The 22,671-nt window shown below is 64.6% G+C and carries 25 protein-coding genes; 6 read left to right on the forward strand and 19 right to left on the reverse strand.

Annotated features, from left to right (window positions below; genetic code table 11):
* The first annotated feature begins 25 nt into the window (after positions 1 to 25).
* From P6U28_RS17845 to P6U28_RS17855, 3 genes are all read left to right on the forward strand, one after another.
* A complete protein-coding gene (locus tag P6U28_RS17845; protein ID WP_122402720.1) occupies positions 26 to 430 on the forward strand; it encodes a DUF4260 domain-containing protein in 405 nt (134 codons plus the stop codon).
* Between the two features lie 169 nt (positions 431 to 599).
* Positions 600 to 1,196 (forward strand): hypothetical protein, encoded by a 597-nt coding sequence (locus P6U28_RS17850; RefSeq protein WP_129146123.1) that lies wholly within the window; start codon positions 600 to 602, stop codon positions 1,194 to 1,196.
* A 207-nt stretch (positions 1,197 to 1,403) separates the two neighbouring features.
* Positions 1,404 to 1,895 carry a hypothetical protein gene (locus P6U28_RS17855; RefSeq protein WP_122402718.1) on the forward strand — a complete coding sequence of 164 codons (492 nt, stop codon included), beginning with the start codon at positions 1,404 to 1,406 and terminating at the stop codon, positions 1,893 to 1,895.
* On the opposite strand, the gene blaOXA is transcribed toward P6U28_RS17855, so the two are convergent.
* From blaOXA to P6U28_RS17895, 8 genes are all read right to left on the reverse strand, one after another.
* Entirely contained in the window at positions 1,892 to 2,731 is an 840-nt protein-coding gene (gene blaOXA / locus P6U28_RS17860; protein ID WP_376707289.1) for a class D beta-lactamase, read from the reverse strand. The two genes, P6U28_RS17855 and blaOXA, sit on opposite strands and share 4 nt — an antisense overlap.
* Positions 2,732 to 2,782: 51 nt before the next feature.
* Positions 2,783 to 3,046, reverse strand: coding sequence for an EscU/YscU/HrcU family type III secretion system export apparatus switch protein (locus P6U28_RS17865; RefSeq protein ID WP_122402717.1), 264 nt, complete (start codon positions 3,044 to 3,046; stop codon positions 2,783 to 2,785).
* Complete coding sequence (locus P6U28_RS17870; RefSeq protein WP_162500232.1) at positions 3,043 to 4,647, reverse strand: flagellar hook-length control protein FliK; 1,605 nt, start codon at positions 4,645 to 4,647, stop codon at positions 3,043 to 3,045. Before P6U28_RS17870 ends, P6U28_RS17865 begins: the two co-directional genes overlap by 4 nt.
* A 54-nt stretch (positions 4,648 to 4,701) precedes the next feature.
* Positions 4,702 to 5,490, reverse strand: a complete 789-nt coding sequence (locus P6U28_RS17875) for an ATP12 family chaperone protein (protein ID WP_122402716.1) — start codon at positions 5,488 to 5,490, stop codon at positions 4,702 to 4,704.
* A gap of 75 nt (positions 5,491 to 5,565) precedes the next feature.
* On the reverse strand, positions 5,566 to 5,862 hold the full coding sequence (locus tag P6U28_RS17880) for a hypothetical protein (RefSeq protein WP_122402715.1): 297 nt from the start codon (positions 5,860 to 5,862) through the stop codon (positions 5,566 to 5,568).
* Positions 5,863 to 5,902: 40 nt separating this feature from the next.
* Positions 5,903 to 7,117 carry an RluA family pseudouridine synthase gene (locus P6U28_RS17885; protein WP_122402714.1) on the reverse strand — a complete coding sequence of 405 codons (1,215 nt, stop codon included), beginning with the start codon at positions 7,115 to 7,117 and terminating at the stop codon, positions 5,903 to 5,905.
* A 52-nt stretch (positions 7,118 to 7,169) separates the two neighbouring features.
* Positions 7,170 to 8,507 carry a replication-associated recombination protein A gene (locus P6U28_RS17890; RefSeq protein ID WP_122402713.1) on the reverse strand — a complete coding sequence of 446 codons (1,338 nt, stop codon included), beginning with the start codon at positions 8,505 to 8,507 and terminating at the stop codon, positions 7,170 to 7,172.
* Positions 8,504 to 9,910 carry a DegQ family serine endoprotease gene (locus P6U28_RS17895; protein ID WP_162500231.1) on the reverse strand — a complete coding sequence of 469 codons (1,407 nt, stop codon included), beginning with the start codon at positions 9,908 to 9,910 and terminating at the stop codon, positions 8,504 to 8,506. The genes P6U28_RS17890 and P6U28_RS17895 overlap by 4 nt, the downstream gene beginning before the upstream one ends.
* A 399-nt stretch (positions 9,911 to 10,309) precedes the next feature.
* On the opposite strand from P6U28_RS17895, the gene P6U28_RS17900 reads away from it, so the two are divergent.
* Positions 10,310 to 11,911, forward strand: a complete 1,602-nt coding sequence (locus P6U28_RS17900; protein WP_407122866.1) for an OprO/OprP family phosphate-selective porin — start codon at positions 10,310 to 10,312, stop codon at positions 11,909 to 11,911.
* 156 nt (positions 11,912 to 12,067) lie between these two features.
* On the opposite strand, the gene P6U28_RS17905 is transcribed toward P6U28_RS17900, so the two are convergent.
* Positions 12,068 to 12,442, reverse strand: coding sequence for a helix-turn-helix domain-containing protein (locus tag P6U28_RS17905; RefSeq protein ID WP_122402711.1), 375 nt, complete (start codon positions 12,440 to 12,442; stop codon positions 12,068 to 12,070).
* Positions 12,443 to 12,563: 121 nt separating this feature from the next.
* Between P6U28_RS17905 and P6U28_RS17910 the strand changes: the two genes are divergently transcribed.
* On the forward strand, positions 12,564 to 13,577 hold the full coding sequence (locus P6U28_RS17910; protein ID WP_122402710.1) for a zinc-binding alcohol dehydrogenase family protein: 1,014 nt from the start codon (positions 12,564 to 12,566) through the stop codon (positions 13,575 to 13,577).
* A gap of 196 nt (positions 13,578 to 13,773) precedes the next feature.
* On the opposite strand, the gene P6U28_RS17915 is transcribed toward P6U28_RS17910, so the two are convergent.
* From P6U28_RS17915 to P6U28_RS17925, 3 genes are all read right to left on the reverse strand, one after another.
* Entirely contained in the window at positions 13,774 to 14,280 is a 507-nt protein-coding gene (locus P6U28_RS17915; protein WP_244607970.1) for a hypothetical protein, read from the reverse strand.
* A gap of 61 nt (positions 14,281 to 14,341) precedes the next feature.
* On the reverse strand, positions 14,342 to 14,638 hold the full coding sequence (locus tag P6U28_RS17920) for a DUF1330 domain-containing protein (protein WP_122402709.1): 297 nt from the start codon (positions 14,636 to 14,638) through the stop codon (positions 14,342 to 14,344).
* 8 nt (positions 14,639 to 14,646) lie between these two features.
* Positions 14,647 to 15,435, reverse strand: a complete 789-nt coding sequence (locus P6U28_RS17925; protein ID WP_122402708.1) for an SDR family NAD(P)-dependent oxidoreductase — start codon at positions 15,433 to 15,435, stop codon at positions 14,647 to 14,649.
* Positions 15,436 to 15,621: 186 nt separating this feature from the next.
* Here P6U28_RS17925 and P6U28_RS17930 point away from each other — a divergent pair, with 186 nt between their 5' ends.
* Positions 15,622 to 16,599 (forward strand): tripartite tricarboxylate transporter substrate binding protein, encoded by a 978-nt coding sequence (locus P6U28_RS17930; protein WP_122402707.1) that lies wholly within the window; start codon positions 15,622 to 15,624, stop codon positions 16,597 to 16,599.
* A 79-nt stretch (positions 16,600 to 16,678) separates the two neighbouring features.
* Here the strand turns inward: P6U28_RS17930 and rplQ are convergent, their stop codons facing one another.
* From rplQ to rplO, 7 genes are all read right to left on the reverse strand, one after another.
* Positions 16,679 to 17,095, reverse strand: coding sequence for a 50S ribosomal protein L17 (gene rplQ / locus P6U28_RS17935; RefSeq protein ID WP_122402706.1), 417 nt, complete (start codon positions 17,093 to 17,095; stop codon positions 16,679 to 16,681).
* Positions 17,096 to 17,343: 248 nt separating this feature from the next.
* Positions 17,344 to 18,375 carry a DNA-directed RNA polymerase subunit alpha gene (locus P6U28_RS17940; RefSeq protein WP_029674561.1) on the reverse strand — a complete coding sequence of 344 codons (1,032 nt, stop codon included), beginning with the start codon at positions 18,373 to 18,375 and terminating at the stop codon, positions 17,344 to 17,346.
* Positions 18,376 to 18,487: 112 nt separating this feature from the next.
* Positions 18,488 to 18,877, reverse strand: a complete 390-nt coding sequence (gene rpsK / locus P6U28_RS17945; protein ID WP_007603045.1) for a 30S ribosomal protein S11 — start codon at positions 18,875 to 18,877, stop codon at positions 18,488 to 18,490.
* A 122-nt stretch (positions 18,878 to 18,999) separates the two neighbouring features.
* Complete coding sequence (gene rpsM, locus P6U28_RS17950; RefSeq protein ID WP_027574068.1) at positions 19,000 to 19,368, reverse strand: 30S ribosomal protein S13; 369 nt, start codon at positions 19,366 to 19,368, stop codon at positions 19,000 to 19,002.
* Positions 19,369 to 19,555: 187 nt separating this feature from the next.
* Positions 19,556 to 20,419: an adenylate kinase gene (locus P6U28_RS17955; protein WP_122402705.1), complete on the reverse strand. Its 864-nt coding sequence runs from the start codon at positions 20,417 to 20,419 to the stop codon at positions 19,556 to 19,558.
* A 277-nt stretch (positions 20,420 to 20,696) separates the two neighbouring features.
* Positions 20,697 to 22,028, reverse strand: a complete 1,332-nt coding sequence (secY, locus tag P6U28_RS17960; protein WP_129145684.1) for a preprotein translocase subunit SecY — start codon at positions 22,026 to 22,028, stop codon at positions 20,697 to 20,699.
* A 148-nt stretch (positions 22,029 to 22,176) separates the two neighbouring features.
* Positions 22,177 to 22,662: a 50S ribosomal protein L15 gene (gene rplO / locus P6U28_RS17965; RefSeq protein WP_036011044.1), complete on the reverse strand. Its 486-nt coding sequence runs from the start codon at positions 22,660 to 22,662 to the stop codon at positions 22,177 to 22,179.
* Between the last annotated feature and the right edge of the window lie 9 nt (positions 22,663 to 22,671).

The raw sequence follows: 22,671 nt of genomic DNA on the forward strand, positions 1-22,671 counted from the left end.
GAGTTTTGGCACGAAGAGGCGGACCATGGATGAGGGCGTAGCCGAGACCGGCACGGCGACCGGCGGCGTCAGGCTGCTCTTGCGGCTGGAGGGGCTGACGCTGTTTGCAGGCATGACCCTGCTCTACGCCGCCTGGGGCGGCTCCTGGATGCTCTACCTGCTGCTCTTCCTGGCGCCGGACTTGTGCTTCCTCGCCTACCTGTCGGACGCGAGGTTCGGCGCGATCGTCTACAACGCTGCCCACAGCTACATGGCGCCGGTTACGCTGATGACGCTGGGCTTCGGCCTTGCCTCGCCCCTCACCTTGTCCATCGCCTTGATCTGGCTCGCCCATATCGGCATCGACCGGGCGCTGGGCTATGGCCTGAAATATTCGGCCGGCTTCGGCTTCACCCATCTCGGGCGGATCGGACGGCAGGACAGGACCTGACCTCTCGGTCTTGGCGGCGGACGGGACGGCAATTTTGCCACGGCTTTCCGTTGACCGGATCAGCCGATTCAGGCTTGCTGCAACTCGCGGACAGGCGCCGAATGTAGCGTGAGCTCAGTCGGTACGGCGGCGGTCATCGCGCCCGACTGGCCCCTTTTGGCATTCACACATGTCCGCGACGGTCGTCCCCCTGCCGCCGAACAGCGCGTCCGAAACCATCGACTTCCTGCGGAGAATGGCCAGCATGGTGTCAGGGCGCAACGGCGAGAAGCTGCTGCGCGCAGCGAGCCTGATCCAATCGCTGTCACAGCGGGCAATGTCGGCGGAGCGGCTGTTTCACGAGGCGCAGCAAGAAAGCAGACGCCATGCGGAGCTGCATGAGGCCGCCGAGCTCGCCTCCGATGCCATGATCGGGCAGATCGAGACGATGCGGACGCAGCTCACGGAGGTGACCAGCGCTGCCGCCGCCGAGCGCACCGCATTCGATGACGAGCGCGGCAAGCTGCTCTGTCTGATGCAGGATGCGGAAAGCCATATCCGCAGGCTCACCGCCGAGCTGGAGGCGCTGCGCGCCTCCGTCGACGGCTTCAACGACACCGTCGTCTCCGTGCCGATCGAAGTGCTGCGGCAGGCGCGCACGCAATTCGATTACCTCTCGAACGGCTTTGCCGGCAGAGGCGATGTCATCTCGCAGGCGATGAGCGAGATCGGCGGATTTGCGATCGACCAGGCGCTGACGGCGAAGAAGACGGCCGACTCGGCCTGAGGCGGATGCGCGCGGGCCCCTCACCATGAGGAGCCAGCACGTTCCCGCAGGGCAAAAGATCTCATCAGGAAGTCCGCCCAGGCATCATTGTCCCCTTTCCCGGTCGCGAGGCCAACCCGGCAGCCTCGGCGAAACCGGCGGACCTCCAAGAACCGTTGTCCGGTTCGCGCGTTGGAACGGTCAAATCCCTACGATGGAGATCCGCAAATGACAGGATATGGTATTGCGCGGGCAGGCCTACTCATGACGGCGCTGTGCCTTCCTTGTAGGGCTGATGCAGCCCAGGCTGCGGCATCTCCGTTTGTCGCCATGGCCGGCACATGGTCGGGCGGCGGCACGCTGAGCACGACCGATGGCGGGCAAGAGCGCCTGCGCTGCCGCGCAGCCTACAACGTCGCCGCAAGCGGCACCGAGCTTCGGCTCAATCTGAGATGCGCCAGCGAAAGCTACAATTTCGATCTCACGGGCGATGTCGAATATCGCGGCGGCGCCATTTCCGGCTCATGGAGCGAAGCCACGCGCAACGCATCCGGCACGATCTCGGGGCGCGCGGTCGGAGACCATGTCGACGCAGCCGCGCGCGGCAACAACTTTTCGGCCAATCTGTCGCTGACGACGCGGGGAAGCCGCCAGAGCATCTCGATCCGCCCACAGGGCACCAATGTCACGGGAGTTTCGTTGGCGCTCAATCGGCGCTAGATCGCGCCAATCTCGGCGAGACACGCCTGCGTCAGCGGCATTCGCTCGGCGATGAGCCGCTGCTCGCGGCAATCCATGTTGAGCGCGAATACGGTGTGCGCCTCGCCCTTCTCGGCCCAGCCGACCATCCAGCCCAATGACGGCTCACCGCGCTCGGCCCCCAGCAATCCGGACTTGGCGCGGATGACGCTGTCGCCGACCTTGGTCACCGGCAGGATGTCGGCGACGAGATCCTGGCTGCGCTTGCTGATCGGCAGCGCACGGCGGCGCAGCCGATCGACGAAATCGATCTGTTCAACCGGATCGATGCGCAGAGCACCCGTGAGCCAGAACTGGTCGATGCCGCCGCCGATGTCGCGATTGCCGTAGTCGAACTCGTCGATATATTTTTGCATACGCTCCTGGCCGATGCGGCGCGCGATCTCCTGATAGACCGGCACCGCGCTGACCGCGATCGCGCTGCGCAGCGTGTGATCCTTGTTCCAGGCCTCGATCGGACGCTTGACGCCGTCCCAGGGAAATACGTCCTTGTCGGGATCGGCGACGACACCGGTCTCCAGCGCGATCAGCGAGTTCGGAATCTTGAAGGTCGAGGCCGGCAACTTGCCCTCGCCCGAGCGCTCCTTGTCGCTGGCGACGATCAGATAGTCCTCGACCTTGTAGCCGACGAAGGTGCCTGACGTACCGAGATCGGTGAAGCGTCTTGCAAGTGTGTCGCGGATTTCGTTGCGCGGCGGCGCGACATGAGCGCGCGCAGGTAGCGGCAGGATCGCGGTTGCGGCGAGGAGGCCGAGGGTGGAGCGGCGGGTGAGCAAGGGCGGTGTCCATTGAGCCATGAAAGGGACGGCTACAATGCCGCCGATATCTGGTCAAACGATGACAGCGTGCTAGCGTCCCCGGCCCGACAGCCGCAGCACGAACACCAGCACCTCGGCGACGGCTTTGTAGAGATCCGGCGGAATCTCCTCACCGAGCTCGACCTTGGACAGCGCGCCGGCCAGAATTTCGTTCTCCTCGATCGGGATGTCGTGCGCTTTGGCGATCTCGACGATCTTTTCGCCGATCGTGCCCCTGCCCTTGGCGACGACGACAGGCGCGCCAGAACCCTTCTCGTAATGCAGCGCGATCGCGAGCCTGGATGGATCGCTCATGTCGCTCGATCCAGGAAGTGGCCGGCGCGGGCCGGCGCCGGTTGCGGCGGCGCGCCGTCGCGGACCACGATATCACCGGGGTTGAGCTCGGCCCTCGTCAATGCCCGGCTGAGCTCACCGACGCCCGCACGGAGCTGCTGCGCCGTTGCCGGCCGCTCCGCCCACATCCGCACGAAGGTCTTGTCGCCGTTCAGCGTGATCAGCGCATGCACGGGCCCCGCCGGCTCGACATTAAGCGAAAAGCGCGCGCGCCAGGCGCGCTTGGCGGGATCGGCGGGCTCGTTGCCCCCATCGCGCGAGATCTCGAACTGCGCCATCGCGGTGCCCTGCGGGGTTGCGAAGGGAATCTCGAAATTCCACTGCGGCACGGCCGGATCGATGCGATGCCCGCTGGCATCGGTGCGATCGGGAAGCGAGGCAACTTGCAACAGCGTCTGCCGCGCGATCGCGGCATCGGTATCGTCGAGCAGGCGATGCACGATGGCAGCGAGCGGCGTATCCGGCGCGAGCGATGGCGCGGCGATGGACTGCGGCGCGGGCAATGCACCGCGGAATGGCGGCGGCGGCGCGTGTGCGGCCTCGAGGATATCGCCATCCGGCACGGCCTTGTTGGCTCCCGGCGCGTTGCCGGTCAGGCGCGGCAGGTTTTGCGCAACCTCTTGCAGAAGGCTCGCGGCAAGACCTGCGGACATGGTCCGTGTCGCCGCCTGCGAAACGCCACCTGCGATGTCGGCGAGCACGGCAGCCGCGGGATTGGCGCTGCGCGGCACTTGCGGCTGTTGGGCGAGTTCGGTTGCTGGCGATGCGGCCTGCGCCGGCTCACCTGCTGCCGCCGGTGCGGCGCCGGCCTGCGGTGTCCCCGCGGCGCCAGTCGGAACCAAGGTGCCCTGCGTCGGCGGCACCGCGGTCTCAATCGTGGCCAGTGCCTGGCGCAGCACCAGCAGCGCCGCTTTCAAATCGGGCATTGTGCCAGACGACGGCGTCGCGCCCGCGGCGAGCGAAGCCTCCAGGAAAAGCCCTGATTTCTGGAAGGCCGATTCGATATCGCCGCCACCGAGGCCGGTGTCGAGCGGCGTCTGCTGCGCCAGCACGTCCAGCACCGCCTGCTTCAACCCCGGGGGCAGATGACTGCCGGTGACGACGGAGGCCAGATTGGCAAACAGCGGCGCCTGGCTGCCCTGCCTGGTGACGGCCTCGGCCGAAGCCACCGTGACGGCGACCTGCTCCGAAGGCGTCAGCGTGCTGCGTGCTGCGCCAGCCGATGGCGCAAGCGGCGGGCTCTCCACCAGCGAGGCCGCACGCGGCGTCAGCGTGACCAGGTCGGCGGACGCCTCGCCTGCCCCGCCCACGATGGCGAGGCGGATGGTACCGTCCTGCTGCGACACCGCCAGCTGGAGATTCTGCCCGGGCGACAGCGCGACTTCCGACATCACCTCGAGCGATAGATTTGCGATCGCGATCCGCACCAGATTATCGGCGAGGACGCTGACCACCCTGGCATCGACGACACTGCCGGCTTGAATGACAAGATCAGGTGTCGCCGCGTCAGCCAAGGGGCTTGCGGCGCTGACGGGAACGATGGAGGTGACCGGCGTCGGCATTTCAAGAGCCTTGGGGAGCGCCGGCTACCCTAACGCTGCGTCGTAAACCTCTCGTTAAGGACCTGTGGGCGGTCTTACGGCCGCCAGCACCGCCACGGCCGCCTCGAAATCCCTGAGGCGGACGGCCCGACGTTCAGCTGCTTCCTCGTCCACGCCCCATTGCTCGGCGTTCCAGTCCTCATCGACATGGGCGGCGGCCCAGACCTGGCCGGCGTCCCGCGCGCCATGGGCGAGCGCCAGCGCCAGCAGCGCCGAGCCGGTCAGGGTGGTCACCACGTGGAGCGCGGCGACCGACCAGGCATCCTGCGGCAGCGCGGCGCGTGCGGCCCGAACGGCCTCCTCCGGCTGCTTCACATGCATGATGCCCTCGGACAGGATGAAATGCGCGCCCAGCGTCTCCGCGGCCCAGAACAGCACGGGATCCCAGTGCGCGGCCTCGCGGGCGACCAGTCCCTCGGGATGGCCGGCACGATAGAACAGCAGGTCAGACTCGAAATATTTTGCGAGGTCGGCGCTGACGAGCTCGACGCGGTCGACGACTCCCTCCACCACACTGTTGGCTATCCGCGTCAGCGGCATGGCCAGGGGATCGATCGTCTCGCCCTGGGCTGCCCATTCGGCGGCGACTACATCCGCGAGCTCGCGCGAAGGGATCACCACCTGACGACCGGACGGCGTGCGGATCGGCTTGCCGTCGAGCACAACGACATACCCGCCCTCGGCCTCGCTCACGCCCGCCTCCTGGTAGAAGCGCTTGCGCTGCGGCGGACGTGCCGATTGGCGTGCCGCCTCGCGCGGATCGGTCGGGGATTGCCCCGCAGCTTCATCGAACAATTCGCGCATGTCGGTGTTTCGATCCCTTGTCGTCAACCAAGTTACCAGTGCCGTCGTGGCTTCGCCACGATGACGATGGAGCTGCTAGTTCGCGCAACTGCGCGCATAAGTGCCGCGATCGGCCGGGCCCAGTCCTGCGGCTGCAGCGTCGTCGAGGCACTTCGAGACGCGATCGCTGAACGAATTACGCGGAAGCGGCCGATCGTTGTAACTCGGCGGCGCATCGAGCCGCGGAACCTTCGGCGCCTCGATCTTCGGCGGCGGTGGCGACGAAGGCGGCGGAACGACCTGCGAGGGGGCCGGCAACACATATTGTGCCTGAGCCCCATGCCCCATGAGCAGCGCGATCGAAGCCATGAGACAGATCGAGAGCCGTTTCATGGGCCATATGTTGTGCTGCGACCGCTCCCGTTCAACTCAGCTATTCTTCAGGCGCGTTTTCGATCGGATCAAATCTGGCTGCGTCAAGCCCGAGCAGGTTCCACGACTGCTGCATGTGTGGCGGCAACGGCGCGGTGGCGTCGATCACGCCGCCGCGCGGATGCGGAATGACGATGCGCCGCGCCAAGAGATGCAGCCGGTTTTGCAAACCACCCGGCAGCTGCCAGTTCTCGATATTGAAATATTTGGGATCGCCAACGATGGGATGGCCGATATGAGCCATGTGGGCGCGCAGCTGGTGGGTGCGGCCGGTCACCGGCTTCAACGAGACCCAGGTCAGCTTGTTGCCGGCGGTCTCGACCACCGCATAATAGGTCACCGCGTGGCTTGCGCCTTCATCGCCATGCTGGGCGATGCGCATGATGGTGTCCTCCTCGCCCTCCTCTTTCGCCAGGAAGGTCGAGATGCGGCCCTGCTTGGGCTTGGGCAGACCGGGCACCAGAGCCCAATAGACCTTTCGCGCCGAGCGCGAGCGGAACGCGCCGGTCAGATGCGAGGCGGCAAAGCGCGTCTTGGCGATCAGGAGACAGCCCGACGTCTCCCGGTCGATGCGGTGCACGAGGCGCGGCTTCTGGCCCTTGGCGTCGCGCATCACCTCCAGCATCTGGTCGATGTGGCGTGTCATGCCCGAGCCGCCCTGCACCGCAAGGCCGGCAGGCTTGTTCAGGACGAGGACGTCGTCGTCCTCCCAGATCGTCATCTCCTTCAGCGCCTTGAGCGTCTTCTGCGCAGCTTCCGAAAGCTCGCCGACCACCTTCGGCGCGTCGAGCTTCAACGGAGGAATGCGGACGCTCTGTCCCTCCTCCAGACGGTCCTTGCTGTCGACGCGCTTGCCGTCGACGCGCAGCTCGCCTTTGCGGACGACGCGTTGGATGTGGGAGAACGACAGGCCGGGAAAGCGCGCTTCGAGGAAGCGATCGACGCGCATGTTGTTCTCGTCCGCCGTCACGGTGACGGTCTGCACCTTGGTCGGCAGCAATGCTTCGACCGGTTTTGCCGGCGCAGCTTTTTCCAACATAACTTTGGGCGTACGCCGCTCGGCGTGCTCGCCCGCAAAGCGGGGTGGCTTGCTGCCGGGCTTGCCGCCCGGACGCGACCCCACCTTCTTCGCGCCGCGCGTCTGATGCGGACGCGCGTCCTCACGCTCGTCACGCGAACGGGGCCTTGGATTCATTCTTTTGATGCGGCGGCTCATGATTGCCTGCCTAGCCTAAAAGCGGCCTTTCGTCACGACGAAATGGTCGCCTCTAGCGCGAGCCGCCCCGCTCCTTGCGCAGCTTGGCCCAGTAATCCAGCCGCTTGCGGATCTCGCGCTCGAAGCCGCGCTCGGGCGGGTCGTAGAAGGTCTGGCGGCCAAGGGCTTCCGGGAAGTAGTCCTGGCCTGAGAAGGCATCCGGGGCGTCGTGGTCGTATTCGTAACCGGTGCCGTAACCTTCCGACTTCATCAGCTTGGTCGGGGAATTGAGGATGTGCTTTGGCGGCAGCAGCGAGCCGGCCTGCTTGGCAACTTGCATCGCGGTGCCGAAAGCGGTGTAGACGGCGTTCGATTTCGGCGCGGTGGCGAGGTAGACGACAGCCTGCGCAATCGCGAGCTCGCCTTCGGGATGGCCGAGAAAGTCGAAGGCGTCCTTGGCGGCATTGGCGATGACGAGCGCCTGCGGATCTGCAAGTCCGATGTCCTCGACCGCCATGCGCACGACGCGGCGGGCCAGGAACAGCGGATCCTCGCCGGCATCCAGCATGCGCGCAAGATAATACAACGCGGCGTCGGGATCGGAGCCGCGCACCGACTTATGCAGTGCCGAAATCAGGTTGTAATGGCCGTCGGCCGACTTGTCGTAGATCGGCGCACGGCGCTGCAGGATCTCCTGCAACTGCGCGGCATTGAAAATCTCGTCCGCTCGCGCCGAACGCCAGACCTCTTCGGCAAGCGTCAGCGAGGCGCGGCCATCGCCGTCAGCCATCCGCACCAGCACCGCACGCGCCTCGGCATCGAGCGGCAGCTTCTTGCCCTCGACCGCTTCAGCATGCGCGAACAATTTTTCGATCGCAGCAGCATCGAGCGAGCGAAACACCAGCACGCGTGCACGGGACAGAAGCGCCGCGTTGAGTTCGAAGGATGGATTCTCGGTGGTGGCGCCGACCAAGACGACGGTGCCGTCTTCCATCACGGGCAAGAACGAATCCTGCTGGGCGCGGTTGAAGCGATGCACCTCGTCGACGAAGAGCAGCGTGCCCTTGCCCATCTCGCGGCGGGCGCGCGCGGCATCGAAGGCCTTCTTCAAATCGGCGACGCCGGAGAACACCGCCGAAATCTGCTCGAAATGCAAATCCGTCGCGTCCGCCAGCAGCCGCGCCACCGTGGTCTTACCGGTACCCGGCGGGCCCCAGAAGATCAGCGAGCCGAGCGTGCGCGTCTCCAGCATGCGCGTCAGCGCACCGTCGGGGCCGAGGATGTGGTCCTGGCCGACGACCTCCGACAATGTGCGCGGACGTAGCCGGTCCGGCAGCGGATGCGGAGCCTCGTGGTCGAGCCCTGCCGCGGCAAAGAGAGTCGGCGTCTGCTGTGGTCGCTTCGGACTCATCCGCCCAGCGTGACGTTGATCTGCTGGCCGCCGCGCACCAGCGTGATGCGCCAGAGCCGCGGCCGCTCGCCTGCGGCCTTCTCGAGGTCGCCGGTCCTGCCGATCTTCTGGTTGTTGACGGCGAGGATGATGTCACCCTTCTGGAAGCCGACACTTGCGGCCGCGGTATCGCCGCCGATATCGGTGATCACCACGCCTTCGGTGTCGGCATCCAGATGCAGCTCGTCAGCGACCGCCGGCGTGATGGTCGCAATCTTCGCGCCCTGGAACGGCGACCGCGCGGTGATGACGAGCTCGTTGCGCCCGGTGTCGGGTGCGGTCTCCAACGCCACGGTCAGCTTGACCGGCTTGCTGCCGCGCTGCACGTCGATTTGCGCGGTGCCACCGAGCGGACGGGTGGCGAAGCGGTAGTCGAAAGCGTTGGGATCATCCACGGTCTGGCCGTCGATCCCGGTGATGAGGTCGGAGGACTTCAAGCCGGCCTTCGCCGCGGGGCCATTCGGCACCACGCTTGCGACCAGTGCACCGGTCGGCGAGCGCAGGCCGAGGCTTTCGGCGATCTCCGGTGTCACCGCTTGCAATTTTGCCCCGAGCCATGGCCGCTTCACCGCTTTGCCGCCGCTCTTGGCGGAGGCGACGACGACGCGCACCATGTTGGCGGGAATCGCAAAGCCGATGCCTTGCGAGCCGCCGGAGCGCGAATAGATCGCCGTGTTGATGCCGGCGAGCCTGCCGCTCATGTCGACCAGGGCGCCGCCGGAATTGCCGGGATTGATCGGCGCATCGGTCTGGATGAAGAACTGGTAGTCGGTGATGCCGACCTGCGTGCGCGCGAGCGCCGAGATGATGCCGTGGGTCACGGTCTGCCCGACGCCGAAAGGATTGCCGATCGCGAGCACGACGTCGCCGACGAGCAATTCGTCGGAATTGGTGAAGTCGAGGGTCGGGAATTTCTCCTTGGTGTCCTTCAGGCGCAGCACGGCGAGATCGGTGCGGGAATCCTTGAGCAGGATCTCGGCCTCGAACTCGCGCTTGTCCGACAGCGACACCTTGACCTGGTCCGCGCCCTCGATGACGTGCACGTTGGTGACGACGAGGCCGGAGGCATCGACGATCACGCCGGAACCGAGCGAGCGCTGCATCTGCTCGGGCTGCTGGCCCGGCACGCCGAAGAAGCGGCGAAAGATCGGGTCGTCCAGCAGCGGATTGCGGTTCTGCACCACCTTGGCGGCATAGACGTTGACGACCGCCGGCTGCACCCGCTGCACGATCGGCGCATAGGACAGCCGCAGCTCGGCCGGGGACGACGGGACGCGGCGGTCCTGCGCTGAGGCCGGATTGAAATGGGCCGAAAAGGCCATGCACAATGCGGTGACGGCGGCAGTCCAGGTCGATCGAAACATTCCTACCTCTTGGAAAAGACGCCGGAATATAGGCGCGTTCGCCCCTCAATAGAAGGGCGCCGGACGGCAATATTCGCCCCCTTTTTCCGGTGTGTCCGGCCTGCAAGCCCAGTGTGCGAATCGGCAATTTGGCCAGACTGTCCATTGGCATGATGCGCATCATCCAGCATTGTGGTGAGAAGCGGATTCGGTTGCAGCGAATTAACACCAGTGGGAACCCACGCAACCGGGCGCAGCGTCGCGGGGCAGTCATCGATCACACCTAGGCTCTCCGTTCGCGACTTGGGAAGTGACTTGGGAAGTGACTTGGGAAGTGACTTGGGAAGTGACTTGGGAAATGACTTGGGAAGTGACTTGGCAAGTGACTTGGGGAAGTTCGTCAAACGATGGAGGCGTAACGTGAGCAGGACAAGAATTGCAGCCACGGCGATTGGTCTCGCCGGCGTGCTGGCGGCCTCGCAGGCCCAGGCCCAATCGGCAAGCAGCAGCGAGCAGGAAATTGCGCTGCTGAAGCAGCAGCTGAAGCTGCTGGAGCAGAAGCTCGACAAGCTACAAAGCCAGACCGCGGCAAACACCGCCGCGACAGCGAAGGCCAGGGCCGAGGCGAAGGCCGAAGCACGTTCCGAGGCGAAGGCGGTCGTCGCCAACGCCAACGCGGCAATCCCGCTCAAGGGACCGGCGCATCCGTCAGGGGTCGTGGTGACGATGCCGAACAACCGGCCGACCATCTGCACCGCCGATGAGGCCAACTGCGTTGCCATCACCAGCCGCGTGCACTGGGATGTCGGCGGCTACGACTACCGTCCAAACACGGCAGCTACCGTGCCGCAAAAGCTCGACAGCGGCGAGAACGTCCGCCGCGCACGCATCGGCGTCACCGGCAAATTCCTCAATGACTGGAATTTTGCGCTGATCTACGACTTCGGCGGCTCCTCCGACGGATTCGGCGGCGCCGCGCCGGGATCGCTGCCGGGCGGCGGCGTCTCCGGCGTCGAGAACGCCTATCTCAGCTACACGGGCCTGAAGCCGTTCGGCGGACGGATGGCGATCGAGGCAGGCATCATGGACCTGCCCTACACCCTGGACGAGGCCACGAGCTCCAACGACATCATGTTCATGGAGCGCGCCTCGCCCGGCGTGATCGCGACCAATATCGCCGCCGGCGACTTCCGCTCCGCAGCCGGTGCGCGCTGGTTCAACGATCAGCTCTGGATCGGCGGCTATGTCACGGGACCATCGACCGGTGCGATCCATTCCGCCTCGAGCGCTGCCCCCGCGGGCACGAGCGAGCAATATGGCGCCGTGGCGCGTGTCGCCGGCAATCCCGTTAGCGGCAAGGACTATTCGGTCCATATCGGCGCCGACGCGCAATGGCTGATCCAACCGCCGCGTAACTTGATCGCCAACACCCAGACGGTCACGCTCAGCGATCGTCCGGAGTTGCGTCTCGACCCGAGCACGCTGATCTCCACCGGCGCCATCGCCAATGCCTCAGGCGCCCAGGTCTACAGCGTCGAGGCGGCGGCGACCTACGGGCCGTTCATTGTCCAGGGCGAGTATTTCTGGTACAATGTGGATCGCACCGCCAACACCGGTGTGCCTCTCGTCGGCGCACCGAGCCTGAAATTCCAGGGCGGCTATGCGCAGGCCGGCTACGTGCTGACGGGCGAAGGCCGGACCTACAATGCGGCGAACGCGGCCTATAACGGCGTCAAGCCGGCGCATCCGTTCTCGCTCGACGGTGGCGGCTGGGGTGCATGGGAGATCGCGGGACGCTTCTCGACGGTCGACCTCAACAATCAGTTGGGAACCGCGACCGGCGTCGCCGGCGGCCGGCAGACCGTCTACACGCTCGCGCTCAACTGGTACGTCAACGGCAATGTGCGCTTCATGCTCGACTATTTGCACGGAACGGTGTCGCGACAGGCCTCGCCGCTCTCGACCGCCGATGTCGGCTCGAAGTTCGACGCGGTGGCGATGCGCACGCAGTTCGCGTTCTGAGACTCTACACCTCTCCCATTGGGAGAAGTCGCGCCGAAGGCGCAGGTGAGGGGTTACGTCGCATCGGAGACGACGGTACCCCCTCACCCGAATTGCTTCGCAATTCGACCTCTCCCCGCTGGGGAGAGGTGAAGAACGACGGCGCCGTTCAACCAGTTACGCCGCGCGCTTCTTCTTCACGACCGGCGGCGGCGGCGCGCAGGACAGCCGCTCCTGATGGCTCTCGCCCCAGGCCTTCAGGATGTCGATGACAGGCTTGAGGCTCTCACCCAGCTCCGACAGGCAATACTCCACGCGCGGCGGCACCTCGGCATAGACCTTGCGGATGACGAGATTGTCCTCCTCCAGCGCGCGAAGCTGTTTTGTCAGCATGCGCTGGGTGATGCCGGGCATCCGGCGGCGCAATTCACCGAAGCGCTGGGTTCCGCTCTGCAGGTGATAGAGGATTACGCCCTTCCACTTGCCGTCGATCAGGTCCAGAGTCGCCTCGACGGAGCAGCCGGGACGACGAGCAAAATTGCGCCGTTTCATGCGTGATTTCCCAATAGTATCCAAACAGGGACTATATCCCCAAATTTACAGTACTTGCCAAATTGAGGCCAGGGCGACAGTTAGAGCGGCGGGCGAACACGCCATCTGATGGAGACAAGCCATGAAGGCCGTCGGCTACAAGAAATCGCTTCCGATCGAGGACGCGGATTCACTGATCGATTTCGAGACCGCAAAGCCTGAGCCCAAGGGGCGCGACATTCGCGTCGCCGTGAAGGCGATCTCGGCCAATCCGGTGGATTACAAGGTGCGCAAGCGCGCCGCCCCGCCCGAGGGCGAGACGAAGATCCTCGGCTATGACGCGGCCGGCGTGGTCGATGCCGTCGGCCCCGACGTGACGTTCTTCAAGCCGGGTGACGAGGTGTTTTATGCCGGCTCGATCCTGCGCCAGGGCACCAACGCCGAGTTCCACCTGGTCGACGAGCGCATCGTCGGCAACAAGCCGAAGTCGCTCTCGTTCGCGCAGGCAGCAGCCCTTCCCCTCACCTCCATCACAGCGTGGGAATTGCTGTTCGACCGTCTCGGCGCCGTGCCCGGCAAAAGCGTCGATCCGCGCACGCTCTTGATCACGGGCGGAGCCGGCGGCGTCGGCTCGATCCTGATCCAGCTCGCGCGCCGCCTCACCGGATTGACCGTGCTCGCCACCGCAACGCGGCCTGAATCGCAAAAATGGTGCCTCGATCTCGGCGCCCATGCAGTGATCGACCACGGCAAACCGATGAAGGAGCAGATTGAGAAGCTCAAGCTGCCGCCGGTCGCGCTGGTCGCAAGCCTCACCTTCACCGATCAGCACTATAAGGCGATCGCCGATTTGATGGCGCCGCAGGGACGGTTCGGCCTGATCGACGATCCGCCCGAGTTCACCATGAGCACGTTCAAGGGCAAGGCGATCTCGGTGCACTGGGAATCGATGTTCACGCGCTCCTCGTTCCAGACGCCCGACATGATCGCGCAGCATCATCTGCTCAACGATGTCGCCGACCTCATCGACAAGGGCGTGTTGCGCACCACGCTCGACCAGACCTTTGGCACCATCAACGCCGCCAACCTCAAGCGCGCGCACGCGCTGCTCGAGAGCGGCAAGTCACGCGGCAAGATCGTGCTGGAGGGGTGGTAGGCGAAGACCTCGTAGGGCAGTGGTGGGCTACGCCGAGTGATGAGTTAGCCATGCGAACGCGCAAAGCGCAGCTCGCCTGGCGTAACCCGCCTCTTCTGCTTCCGCGGAAACACACGCCGAGCAGATGCACCTCGCGCATCTGCCCGGCTACCCAGCTACGAACCTGTCTCTACAAGGTGGCTGGCCCCGCCCTCTCCTACTTTGCCTGGGCTGCGGTCTGGAGCGCCTTCCAGTCGAATTTTTCAGCGAGCGCCAGCCCTTCCTCCTCACTGAGGCCGTCGAAGGAGAAATTGAACAATGCGTCCTTGCCGAGCGCCACGATGAGCGTGCCGGATTTCTGCGGGGTGTTATAGTTCTTGAGCACCTGCATGCCATGCATGGTTGCCGACATGACGTGACCGTCAGGCGTCTGGATATTCATTCCGCTCTGGATCGGCGCCAGCGCGCCGGTGGCCGCCTGCCCAACCATGATTGCGGCCTGGACTCGCGCTGAGCCGCGCGTGTAGTCGCGCGTCGCGGTGGTCATGCTGGCCTCCGACATCTGCATCGACATGCCGTCCGCCTTGCCGCCTTCCCATCCGGCAAGATCGATCAGGAGCGGCAGGAGCCGCTGAAACGGTTGGTCTGCACGCGAGGGCGAAAGCGGCCACAGGATCGTCAGGGCAAGAAAAAAACCGAAAAGCTTAAATCGCGACTGAAGCATTCTCTTCTCCCGGTTGGGCTACCGGGCGAGCATAGCAACGCTTCATTGCGCGAGAAAGTTCTCACGCCGGCGGCACACCCTCGACGAACATCAGACGCCGCTCCAGCGCCGTCCGCCGCAGCTTCAGCGCCTCGGCATATTCCGGCGAGGTGTACCATTCCTTCAACCTCGTCATCGAGGCGAATTCGACGATGACGATGGCCTTCGGCGGCAGGTTGCCTTCGGCAAGCTCGGCCCTCGCGCCGCGGACGAGATAACGTCCGCCGTACTGCGCGATGGTCTTGGCGGCGAGCGCGCGATAGGCCTCGAATCCGTCGGGGTCGCGCATCTCGACTTCGGAAATCACATAGGCCGCCATGCGCCACCTCAGGCGATCGTGTTGACGATGCCGCCCTCGGCGCGCAGCGCTGCGCCGTTGGTTGCGGACGCTTCCTTGGACGCGACATAGACAACCATGTTGGCGATCTCGTCGACGCTGGCAAAACGCTGGATCAGAGAGCTCGGACGATGCTGTTTGACGAAATTGGCCGCGGCCTCGTCCACGGACTGCCCGTTTTGCTTCGCGAGGTCCTTCACGAATGTCTCGACGCCTTCGGACATGGTCGGGCCCGGCAGCACGGAGTTGACGGTGACGCCGGTGCCGCGAGTGAGCTGCGCGAGGCCGCGCGCAACTGAAAGCTGGGCCGTCTTGGTCATGCCGTAGTGGATCATCTCGACGGGAATGTTGAGGCCGGACTCGGAAGAGATGAAGACGATGCGGCCCCAGTTGCGCTTGAGCATGCCCTTCATGTAAGCCCGCGACAGCCGCACGCCGCTCATCACGTTGACCTCGAAGAAGCGGCTCCAGTCCTCGTCGGGGATGTCGAAAAATTCCTTCGGCTCGAAGATGCCCGCGTTGTTGATGAGGATGTCGACCTCGGGCAGAGCGGCCACCAGCGCCTGGCACCCCGCAGCAGTGGAGACGTCCGCGGCGATGCCGCGGATCTTGGCGCCCGTCGCTTCCAGCTTGCGTACGGCTGCATCGACCTTGTCCTGGCCGCGCCCGTTGATGACGACGCTCGCACCCGAGGCGGCAAGGCCCTTGGCGATGGCATGGCCGATGCCGGCGGTCGAGCCGGTCACCAGCGCTGTTTTTCCGGAAAGGTCGATGTTCATGCACTATCTCCATCAGATCGATGACGGGGATATCGGACGCGGCGGATCGGGATGCAATCGGTGCTCACCAAGCAGTGAGGGCCCGCGCTCTTCCTGCGCCCCTTGGACGCCGCGCATCGCTGCTGGAACGATTGTTGCTTGGCCATTCCGAGATTCTCCTGCTCACATGGAAACGGAAGCAACGCGATGAAAAGAACGGCTTTAACGGTTGTGCTCGGGGTGGCCGGTTTGATTGCTGGCAATGCGCCCGCACCGGCTCAGGCGGTCTATCCGGAAAAGTCGTTGCAATTGATCGTCCCCTTCCCGCCGGGCGGCGCCTCGGACGTGGTCGCGCGCATCATCGGCGGCGAGCTGGAGACGCGGCTCGGCAAGCCCGTGATCATCATGAACCGTCCCGGCGGCGGCACCACGATCGCGGCGAAGGAAGTCGCGCGCTCGGCGCCTGATGGATATACCCTGTTCTTCAGCTCGAACTCGAGCTTCACGCTGCCGGCCGCCGTGAAGGAAAGCGTGCCTTACGACGCGGCCAAGGATTTCGAGCCGCTCGGCCAGGTCGGCAAGATCACGCTGGTGCTGGTCACCTACAAGGACAACCCGATCAAGGACGTGGCTGCGCTGGTTACCGAAGCGAAGGCCAATCCCGACAAGCTGTCGCTGGCATCGTTCGGCGTCGCGACCGTGTCACATTTTGCCGGCGAGCTGTTCAAATCGGCCGCCGGAATCAAGATGGTCCACCTGCCCTACAAGGGCAGCGCGCCGGCGATGAACGACCTGATCGGAAAACACATCCAGTATCACGTCGACACTGTCATCGCGGTCAAGCCACAGATCGACGCCGGCACGGTCAAGGTGCTCGCCGTGTTCTCGGCCAAACGCACGCCGTTCCTGCCCGACGTACCAACGCTCGCCGAGCTCGGCTATGGCAATATCGACTTCGCGTCATGGGGCGCCGTCGTCACTCCCAAGGGCCTGCCGCCGGCCGTTCACGACAAGCTGTCGGCAGCCCTGGAGGAGACGATCAACAGCCCGTCCGTGACCGAGCGCTTCACCAAGGTCGGCTTCGAGCCGGGCTTCACGCGCTACAGCGATTGGGCGGCAGCCATCGGCAAGGAGACCGCCGAAATGAAGGACATCGCGCAAAAGGCGGGGATCAAGGAGGAATAGTCCTGCGGATCCGCACAATTCCGGGAACAAAAAACGGCGCCCGAGGGCGCCGTTTTCAGTACATATCTGCAGAAACAGCTTACGCCGCCTCGGCTGCCTTCTCCTGCACCGGACCGGAATCCTGGCCCTTGGCGTCGACGTCGCGATCGACGAACTCGATCACGGCCATCGCGGCGTTGTCGCCGTAGCGGAAGCCGGCCTTGATGATGCGGGTGTAGCCGCCCTGGCGGTCCTTGTAGCGGGTCGCGAGCGTATCGAAGAGCTTCCTGACCATGTCGACGTCGCGCAGCTCCGCGATCGCCTGGCGGCGCAGCGACAGGCCGCCCTTCTTGCCGAGGGTGACGAGCTTCTCGACGATCGGGCGGAGCTCCTTGGCCTTGGGCAGCGTGGTGACGATCTGCTCGTGCTTGATCAGCGCGGCCGCCATGTTGGCGAACATCGCGCGGCGGTGCTCGGCCGTGCGGTTGAGCTTCCGATGAACCTTGCCGTGACGCATGTGTGTAGTCCTTACGTTAAAACTGCCGCGACGGTTCGTCGGACATGTTGCTCAGGTGGGCTGCCTGCGTTCGCCCGCGAAAGCGCGACGCGCTTTCGCTTTCTTGGTTGAGCATGATCCCTATCGGAAAACCGCTTCGCACTTTTCCGGGACTATGCTCTCAGTCATTCCGGGGCGGCTCGCAGAGCCGAACCCGGAATCTCGAGTTCCGGGTTCGATGCTCCGCATCGCCCCGGAACGACGAATGCTCAGTAGTGATCCTCGAAGCGCTTGGCGAGCTCGTCGATGTTCTCCGGCGGCCAGCCCGGCACTTCCATGCCGAGATGCAGACCCATCTGGGCCAGCACTTCCTTGATCTCGTTCAGCGACTTGCGGCCGAAGTTCGGGGTGCGGAGCATTTCCGCCTCGCTCTTCTGCACGAGGTCGCCGATGTAGACGATGTTGTCGTTCTTCAGGCAGTTGGCCGAACGCACCGACAGCTCGAGCTCGTCCACCTTCTTGAGGAAGGCCGGGTTGAAGGCGAGGTCCGGGATGATCTCCTGGGCGACTTCCTTGCGCGGCTCTTCGAAGTTGACGAACACGTTGAGCTGGTCCTGCAGGATGCGCGCGGCGTAGGCCACGGAATCATCCGGCGTGATCGCGCCGTTGGTCTCGATCGTCATCGTCAGCTTGTCGTAGTCGAGGATCTGGCCCTCGCGGGTGTTCTCGACCTTGTAGGAGACCTTGCGGACCGGCGAGTACAGGCTGTCGACCGGGATCAGGCCGATCGGCGCGTCCTCGGGACGGTTGCGCTCGGCGGGCACGTAGCCCTTGCCGGTCGAGACCGTGAACTCCATGCGGATCTCGGCGCCCTCGTCGAGGGTGCAGATCTGCAGATCGGGGTTAAGCACGACCACATCGCCGACGGTCTGGATATCGCCGGCGGTGACGACGCCCGGGCCCTGCTTCTTCACGACCATACGCTTGGGGCCTTCGCCCTGCATCTTGATCGAGATGTCCTTGATGTTGAGCACGATGTCGGTGACGTCCTCACGGACGCCCGCGATCGAGGAGAACTCGTGCAGCACGCCGTCGATGTGCACCGACTGCACCGCCGCGCCCTGGAGCGAGGAGAGCAGGATGCGGCGCAGCGCGTTGCCGAGGGTTTGGCCGAAACCACGCTCGAGCGGCTCGGCGACGATGGTCGCGAAACGCGAGGGATCGCTGCCGGGCGTGACCTGGAGCTTGTTCGGCCGAATCAGTTCTTGCCAATTTTTCTGGATCGTCACTGTTTCACCCATACAGGCCAGTCAATTTGATCGTTCAAATACTGGCGTTGGAGAAAGGCCGCGGGTCACTCCCGCGGCTTCTTAGTAAAGTCATTGCGGGCGCCGATGGGCCCGCAACTTGGTATCAAACGCGCCGGCGCTTACGGGGACGGCAACCGTTGTGCGGGATCGTGGTCACGTCGCGGATCGAGGTGACGGTGAAGCCTGCGGCCTGGAGCGCGCGGAGCGCTGACTCGCGGCCCGAACCGGGGCCGGCGACTTCGACTTCCAGCGTGCGCATGCCGTGCTCCTGCGCCTTCTTGGAGACGTCCTCGGCGGCGACCTGCGCGGCGTACGGCGTCGACTTGCGCGAGCCCTTGAAACCCATCGTACCGGCCGACGACCAGGCAATCGTGTTGCCCTGCGCGTCGGTGATGGTGATGGTCGTGTTGTTGAACGACGAGTTCACATGCGCGACGCCGGAGGCGATGTTCTTGCGCTCACGACGACGAACGCGGGTGGCTTCCTTGCCCATTGAGTCCCTTTCCTGAAGATCTCAAACGCCGCCGTAATGCCAGCGGCTACACCTGTGGAACGAAAAGCGCGTGGCGAACGGGTCATCCCCTTCCGCCACACGCCGCGACTGGATTCGAAAACTTACTTCTTCTTGCCGGCGATGGCCTTGGCCGGGCCCTTGCGCGTACGCGCATTGGTGTGGGTGCGCTGACCGCGCACCGGCAGACCGCGACGATGACGCAGGCCGCGATAGCAGCCGAGGTCCATCAGACGCTTGATGTTGATGCCGACCTCACGACGCAGGTCGCCCTCGACGAGATAGTCACGGTCGATGACTTCGCGGATCTGGAGCACTTCGGCGTCGCTGAGCTGATTGACGCGACGATCCTCGGGGATCTTCACCTTCTCCATGATGTCACCGGCGATCTTCGGGCCGATGCCATGGATGTACTGGAGCGCGATCAGCACGCGCTTGTTGGTGGGAATGTTCACGCCGGCAATACGGGCCACGGCCTTCTCTCCTGTTGCCGACCCCTCGTCAGGAATCGGGCTTTAAGTGCTTGCTCTCTCGGGCAGGTGTTCACAAACGCGAACACGACGCCCACCCCCGGTCTTCCTGGGGCCCGGCATCGTCTGAAACTATCCGACTTGGATGCGGGGCTTATTAGGGGATTCCGGGGGCTTTCGTCAACCGCTGCTAGCGCTTGGCTCGCTTTTTCGTGACCTTTTTTGCAGCCTTTTTGGCCCCTTTTTTGACGGCCTTCTTGGCCGTCCTTTGGGCTGCCATTTTGACCGTTTTCGTGGTCGCCTTCTTGGCCTTCCCGGCCTTTTTGACCGACTTTTTGACGGTTTTAGCCGCTCTGGTGGCCTTTTTGCCTGCCTTCGGCGACTTTTTGGCCGATTTCTTCGCCGTCTTGGTCTTTTTGGCCGGTCCCGACTTGGCTGCGCTTCGGGCATGCGTCTTGGGCTCGACCGCGCCCAGCGCCAGGAGCTGGCGGTGGATGGCGCGGGTGACCTCGTCGATGGCCATCATGCCGTCGATGGTCGAGAGCTTCCGACGCTCGGAATAGTAGTGAATCAGTGGTTCCGTCTGGCTGCGGTAGCTGGCAAGCCGTTTGGTCAGGACCTCCGGGGTGTCGTCGAGCCGGACCTCCTCGCCGCGCTCCCGCATCTGGGCAACGCGAGTTTCGACGCGGCTCAGCAGCGCGCTCTCATTGACACGGAGCTCGATCACGGCGTCGAGCTTGAGATGCTTGCGCTTGAGCAGCTCGTCCAACGCCTCGGCCTGCGGCACGGTGCGCGGGAAACCATCGAGGATGAAACCGTTCTTGGCGTCTGGCTGGTCGATGCGGTCGGAGATGATTCCCACCACGACATCGTCGGGCACGAGGCCACCGCTGGCCATGATCTCCTTGGCTTTCAGCCCGACAGGCGTCCCGGCCGCAACCGCGGCACGCAGCATCTCGCCGGTCGAGAGCTGGATGATGCCATAGCGCCGCACCAAGAGCTGCGCCTGGGTCCCCTTGCCCGACCCCGGCGGTCCCAGAAGTATAATTCTCATCGGCGTACGCCCCCCCGGATTGGTGAGCGATACGTCGCGCACCTGCGTTTGAAGATCAAGGACAGTGCAAACCACAATCGGCTGCGCACCGCTACCCATATCATAGGGGAGCGAACGCCCGGACGCCAAGAAGGCCTTGGAAACCAGTGATTGCGTCGCAGTAGGAGCTGCTCTGCCGATGCAACCGGGTGGCTCGCTGGTCGCATCCGGTCGCACCGTGCGCTCTTCGCGCGGCGAATCGGCGGCGCAGTAGCGCCGCCTTCAGGCGAGGCCGCGGTTAGCGGCGGCGACCGCGCAGCTTGGACTTGCGGATCAGGCCTTCGTACTGATGGGCCAGCAGATAGCCCTGCACCTGCGCCACCGTATCCATGGTGACACTGACCACGATCAGCAGCGAGGTGCCGCCGAAGTAGAACGGCACCGAGGCGTAGGAGATCAGGATCTCCGGGATCAAGCAGACGATGGCGAGATAGATCGCGCCGAGCACGGTGATGCGCGACAGCACGTAATCGATATATTCGGCGGTGCGCTCGCCGGGACGGATGCCCGGAATGAAGCCGCCATGTTTCTTCAGATTGTCCGCGGTCTCGGTCGGGTTGAACACGATCGCGGTGTAGAAGAAGGCGAAGAACACGATCAGCGCGAGATACAGGATCAGGAACAGCGGACGGCCATGGCCGAGCTGGGTGGTGATCCACTGGAACCATTCCGGCCCGCTGCCCGCGTTGAAATTCGCAACCGTGGTCGGCAGCAAGAGCAGCGAGGATGCGAAGATCGGGGGGATCACGCCCGAGGTGTTGAGCTTGAGAGGCAGATGCGAGGACTGGCCCTCGAACATCTTGTTACCGACCTGGCGCTTCGGATACTGGATCAGGAGCCGGCGCTGGGCGCGCTCCATGAACACGATGAAGCCGATCACGGCGACAGCCATGACGATGACGACCAGGATCAGCCCGGTCGACATCGCGCCCTGACGGCCGAGCTCGAGCATGTTGGCGAGCGCCGCGGGCAGCTCGGCGACGATGCCGGCGAGAATGATCAGCGAAATGCCATTGCCGATGCCGCGCGAGGTGATCTGCTCGCCCAGCCACATCAGGAACATGGTGCCGCCGGTCAGGGTAATCGCCGTGGACAGGCGGAAGAACATGCCGGGGTCGCTGACCACGTTGCCGGCGCCTTCGAGACCCACCGCGATGCCATAGGACTGGAACGCAGCCAGGATGACGGTCAGGTAGCGGGTGTACTGGTTGAGCGTCTTGCGGCCGGCCTCGCCTTCCTTCTTCAGCGCCTCGAGCTGCGGCGAGACGGTGGTCAGGAGCTGGATGATGATCGAGGCCGAGATGTACGGCATGATGTTCAGCGCGAAGATCGCCATGCGGTGGATGCCGCCGCCGGCGAACATGTTGAACATGCCGAGGATGCCGCCCGCCTGGGAGCGGAACACCTGCTCCCAGATGTTGGGATCGATGCCCGGCAGCGGGATGTAGGTCCCGAGCCGATAAACGAGCAGCGCACCCAGGGTGAACCAGATGCGCTTCTTCAGTTCGTCGGCCTTGGCAAACGCGCCGAAATTGAGATTGGCTGCCAGTTGTTCCGCTGCAGAGACCATCTTGGACTTTCTCCCGCCGCCTGTTGCGCCGTCATGCCCGCGGCCGGGCTAGTTTAGCGGACGCCGGACATTATCTGGGGCTCGGCTTCGATAAGTCCACGTCCCGCATGCGTAAAGGCCCGCGCGCCGCGGGCCGATGACGCAGTTGTTACGCCGCCTCGCCTTCTTCCTTGGGCTGGGCGAGGATCTTCACCGAGCCGCCGGCCTTCTCGACCGCCGCGATAGCGGTCTTGCTCGCGCCGTGCACCTCGATGTTGAGCTTGGACTTGAGCTCGCCGCGGCCGAGCAGCCGCAGGCCGCCCTTGGCGCGACGCAGCACGCCACCCTTCACCAGGGCTTCGACGTTGACGACGCTGCCGGCGTCGATCTTCTTGGCATCGACCGCTTCCTGGAGCCGGTCGAGATTGATCTCGGCGAACTCGACGCGGAAGATGTTGTTGAAGCCGCGCTTGGGCAGACGGCGATGCATCGGCATCTGGCCGCCTTCGAAACCCTTGATGCGCACGCCCGAACGCGCGGTCTGGCCCTTGCCGCCGCGGCCGGACTGCTTGCCCTTGCCGGAACCGATGCCGCGGCCGACGCGCATACGCTTTTTGCGCGAGCCGGCGTTGTCGGCGATATCGCTGAGCTTCATCGCCCTTCT

The sequence above is a fragment of the Bradyrhizobium sp. STM 3561 genome, from assembly GCF_045571455.1.
GTDB classification, from domain to species: Bacteria; Pseudomonadota; Alphaproteobacteria; order Rhizobiales; family Xanthobacteraceae; genus Bradyrhizobium; species Bradyrhizobium vignae.

What these genes read in the sequence shown, in the direction of transcription:
- P6U28_RS17845 (WP_122402720.1), top strand. Translation starts at nt 26, where the DNA reads ATGGATGAGGGCGTAGCCGAGACCGGCACGGCGACCGGCGGCGTCAGG.
- P6U28_RS17850 (WP_129146123.1), top strand. Translation starts at nt 600, where the DNA reads ATGTCCGCGACGGTCGTCCCCCTGCCGCCGAACAGCGCGTCCGAAACC.
- P6U28_RS17855 (WP_122402718.1), top strand. Translation starts at nt 1,404, where the DNA reads ATGACAGGATATGGTATTGCGCGGGCAGGCCTACTCATGACGGCGCTG.
- blaOXA (WP_376707289.1), bottom strand. Translation starts at nt 2,731, where the DNA reads ATGGCTCAATGGACACCGCCCTTGCTCACCCGCCGCTCCACCCTCGGC.
- P6U28_RS17865 (WP_122402717.1), bottom strand. Translation starts at nt 3,046, where the DNA reads ATGAGCGATCCATCCAGGCTCGCGATCGCGCTGCATTACGAGAAGGGT.
- P6U28_RS17870 (WP_162500232.1), bottom strand. Translation starts at nt 4,647, where the DNA reads ATGCCGACGCCGGTCACCTCCATCGTTCCCGTCAGCGCCGCAAGCCCC.
- P6U28_RS17875 (WP_122402716.1), bottom strand. Translation starts at nt 5,490, where the DNA reads ATGCGCGAATTGTTCGATGAAGCTGCGGGGCAATCCCCGACCGATCCG.
- P6U28_RS17880 (WP_122402715.1), bottom strand. Translation starts at nt 5,862, where the DNA reads ATGAAACGGCTCTCGATCTGTCTCATGGCTTCGATCGCGCTGCTCATG.
- P6U28_RS17885 (WP_122402714.1), bottom strand. Translation starts at nt 7,117, where the DNA reads ATGAGCCGCCGCATCAAAAGAATGAATCCAAGGCCCCGTTCGCGTGAC.
- P6U28_RS17890 (WP_122402713.1), bottom strand. Translation starts at nt 8,507, where the DNA reads ATGAGTCCGAAGCGACCACAGCAGACGCCGACTCTCTTTGCCGCGGCA.
- P6U28_RS17895 (WP_162500231.1), bottom strand. Translation starts at nt 9,910, where the DNA reads ATGTTTCGATCGACCTGGACTGCCGCCGTCACCGCATTGTGCATGGCC.
- P6U28_RS17905 (WP_122402711.1), bottom strand. Translation starts at nt 12,442, where the DNA reads ATGAAACGGCGCAATTTTGCTCGTCGTCCCGGCTGCTCCGTCGAGGCG.
- P6U28_RS17910 (WP_122402710.1), top strand. Translation starts at nt 12,564, where the DNA reads ATGAAGGCCGTCGGCTACAAGAAATCGCTTCCGATCGAGGACGCGGAT.
- P6U28_RS17915 (WP_244607970.1), bottom strand. Translation starts at nt 14,280, where the DNA reads ATGCTTCAGTCGCGATTTAAGCTTTTCGGTTTTTTTCTTGCCCTGACG.
- P6U28_RS17920 (WP_122402709.1), bottom strand. Translation starts at nt 14,638, where the DNA reads ATGGCGGCCTATGTGATTTCCGAAGTCGAGATGCGCGACCCCGACGGA.
- P6U28_RS17925 (WP_122402708.1), bottom strand. Translation starts at nt 15,435, where the DNA reads ATGAACATCGACCTTTCCGGAAAAACAGCGCTGGTGACCGGCTCGACC.
- P6U28_RS17930 (WP_122402707.1), top strand. Translation starts at nt 15,622, where the DNA reads ATGAAAAGAACGGCTTTAACGGTTGTGCTCGGGGTGGCCGGTTTGATT.
- rplQ (WP_122402706.1), bottom strand. Translation starts at nt 17,095, where the DNA reads ATGCGTCACGGCAAGGTTCATCGGAAGCTCAACCGCACGGCCGAGCAC.
- P6U28_RS17940 (WP_029674561.1), bottom strand. Translation starts at nt 18,375, where the DNA reads ATGGGTGAAACAGTGACGATCCAGAAAAATTGGCAAGAACTGATTCGG.
- rpsK (WP_007603045.1), bottom strand. Translation starts at nt 18,877, where the DNA reads ATGGGCAAGGAAGCCACCCGCGTTCGTCGTCGTGAGCGCAAGAACATC.
- P6U28_RS17955 (WP_122402705.1), bottom strand. Translation starts at nt 20,419, where the DNA reads ATGAGAATTATACTTCTGGGACCGCCGGGGTCGGGCAAGGGGACCCAG.
- secY (WP_129145684.1), bottom strand. Translation starts at nt 22,028, where the DNA reads ATGGTCTCTGCAGCGGAACAACTGGCAGCCAATCTCAATTTCGGCGCG.
- rplO (WP_036011044.1), bottom strand. Translation starts at nt 22,662, where the DNA reads ATGAAGCTCAGCGATATCGCCGACAACGCCGGCTCGCGCAAAAAGCGT.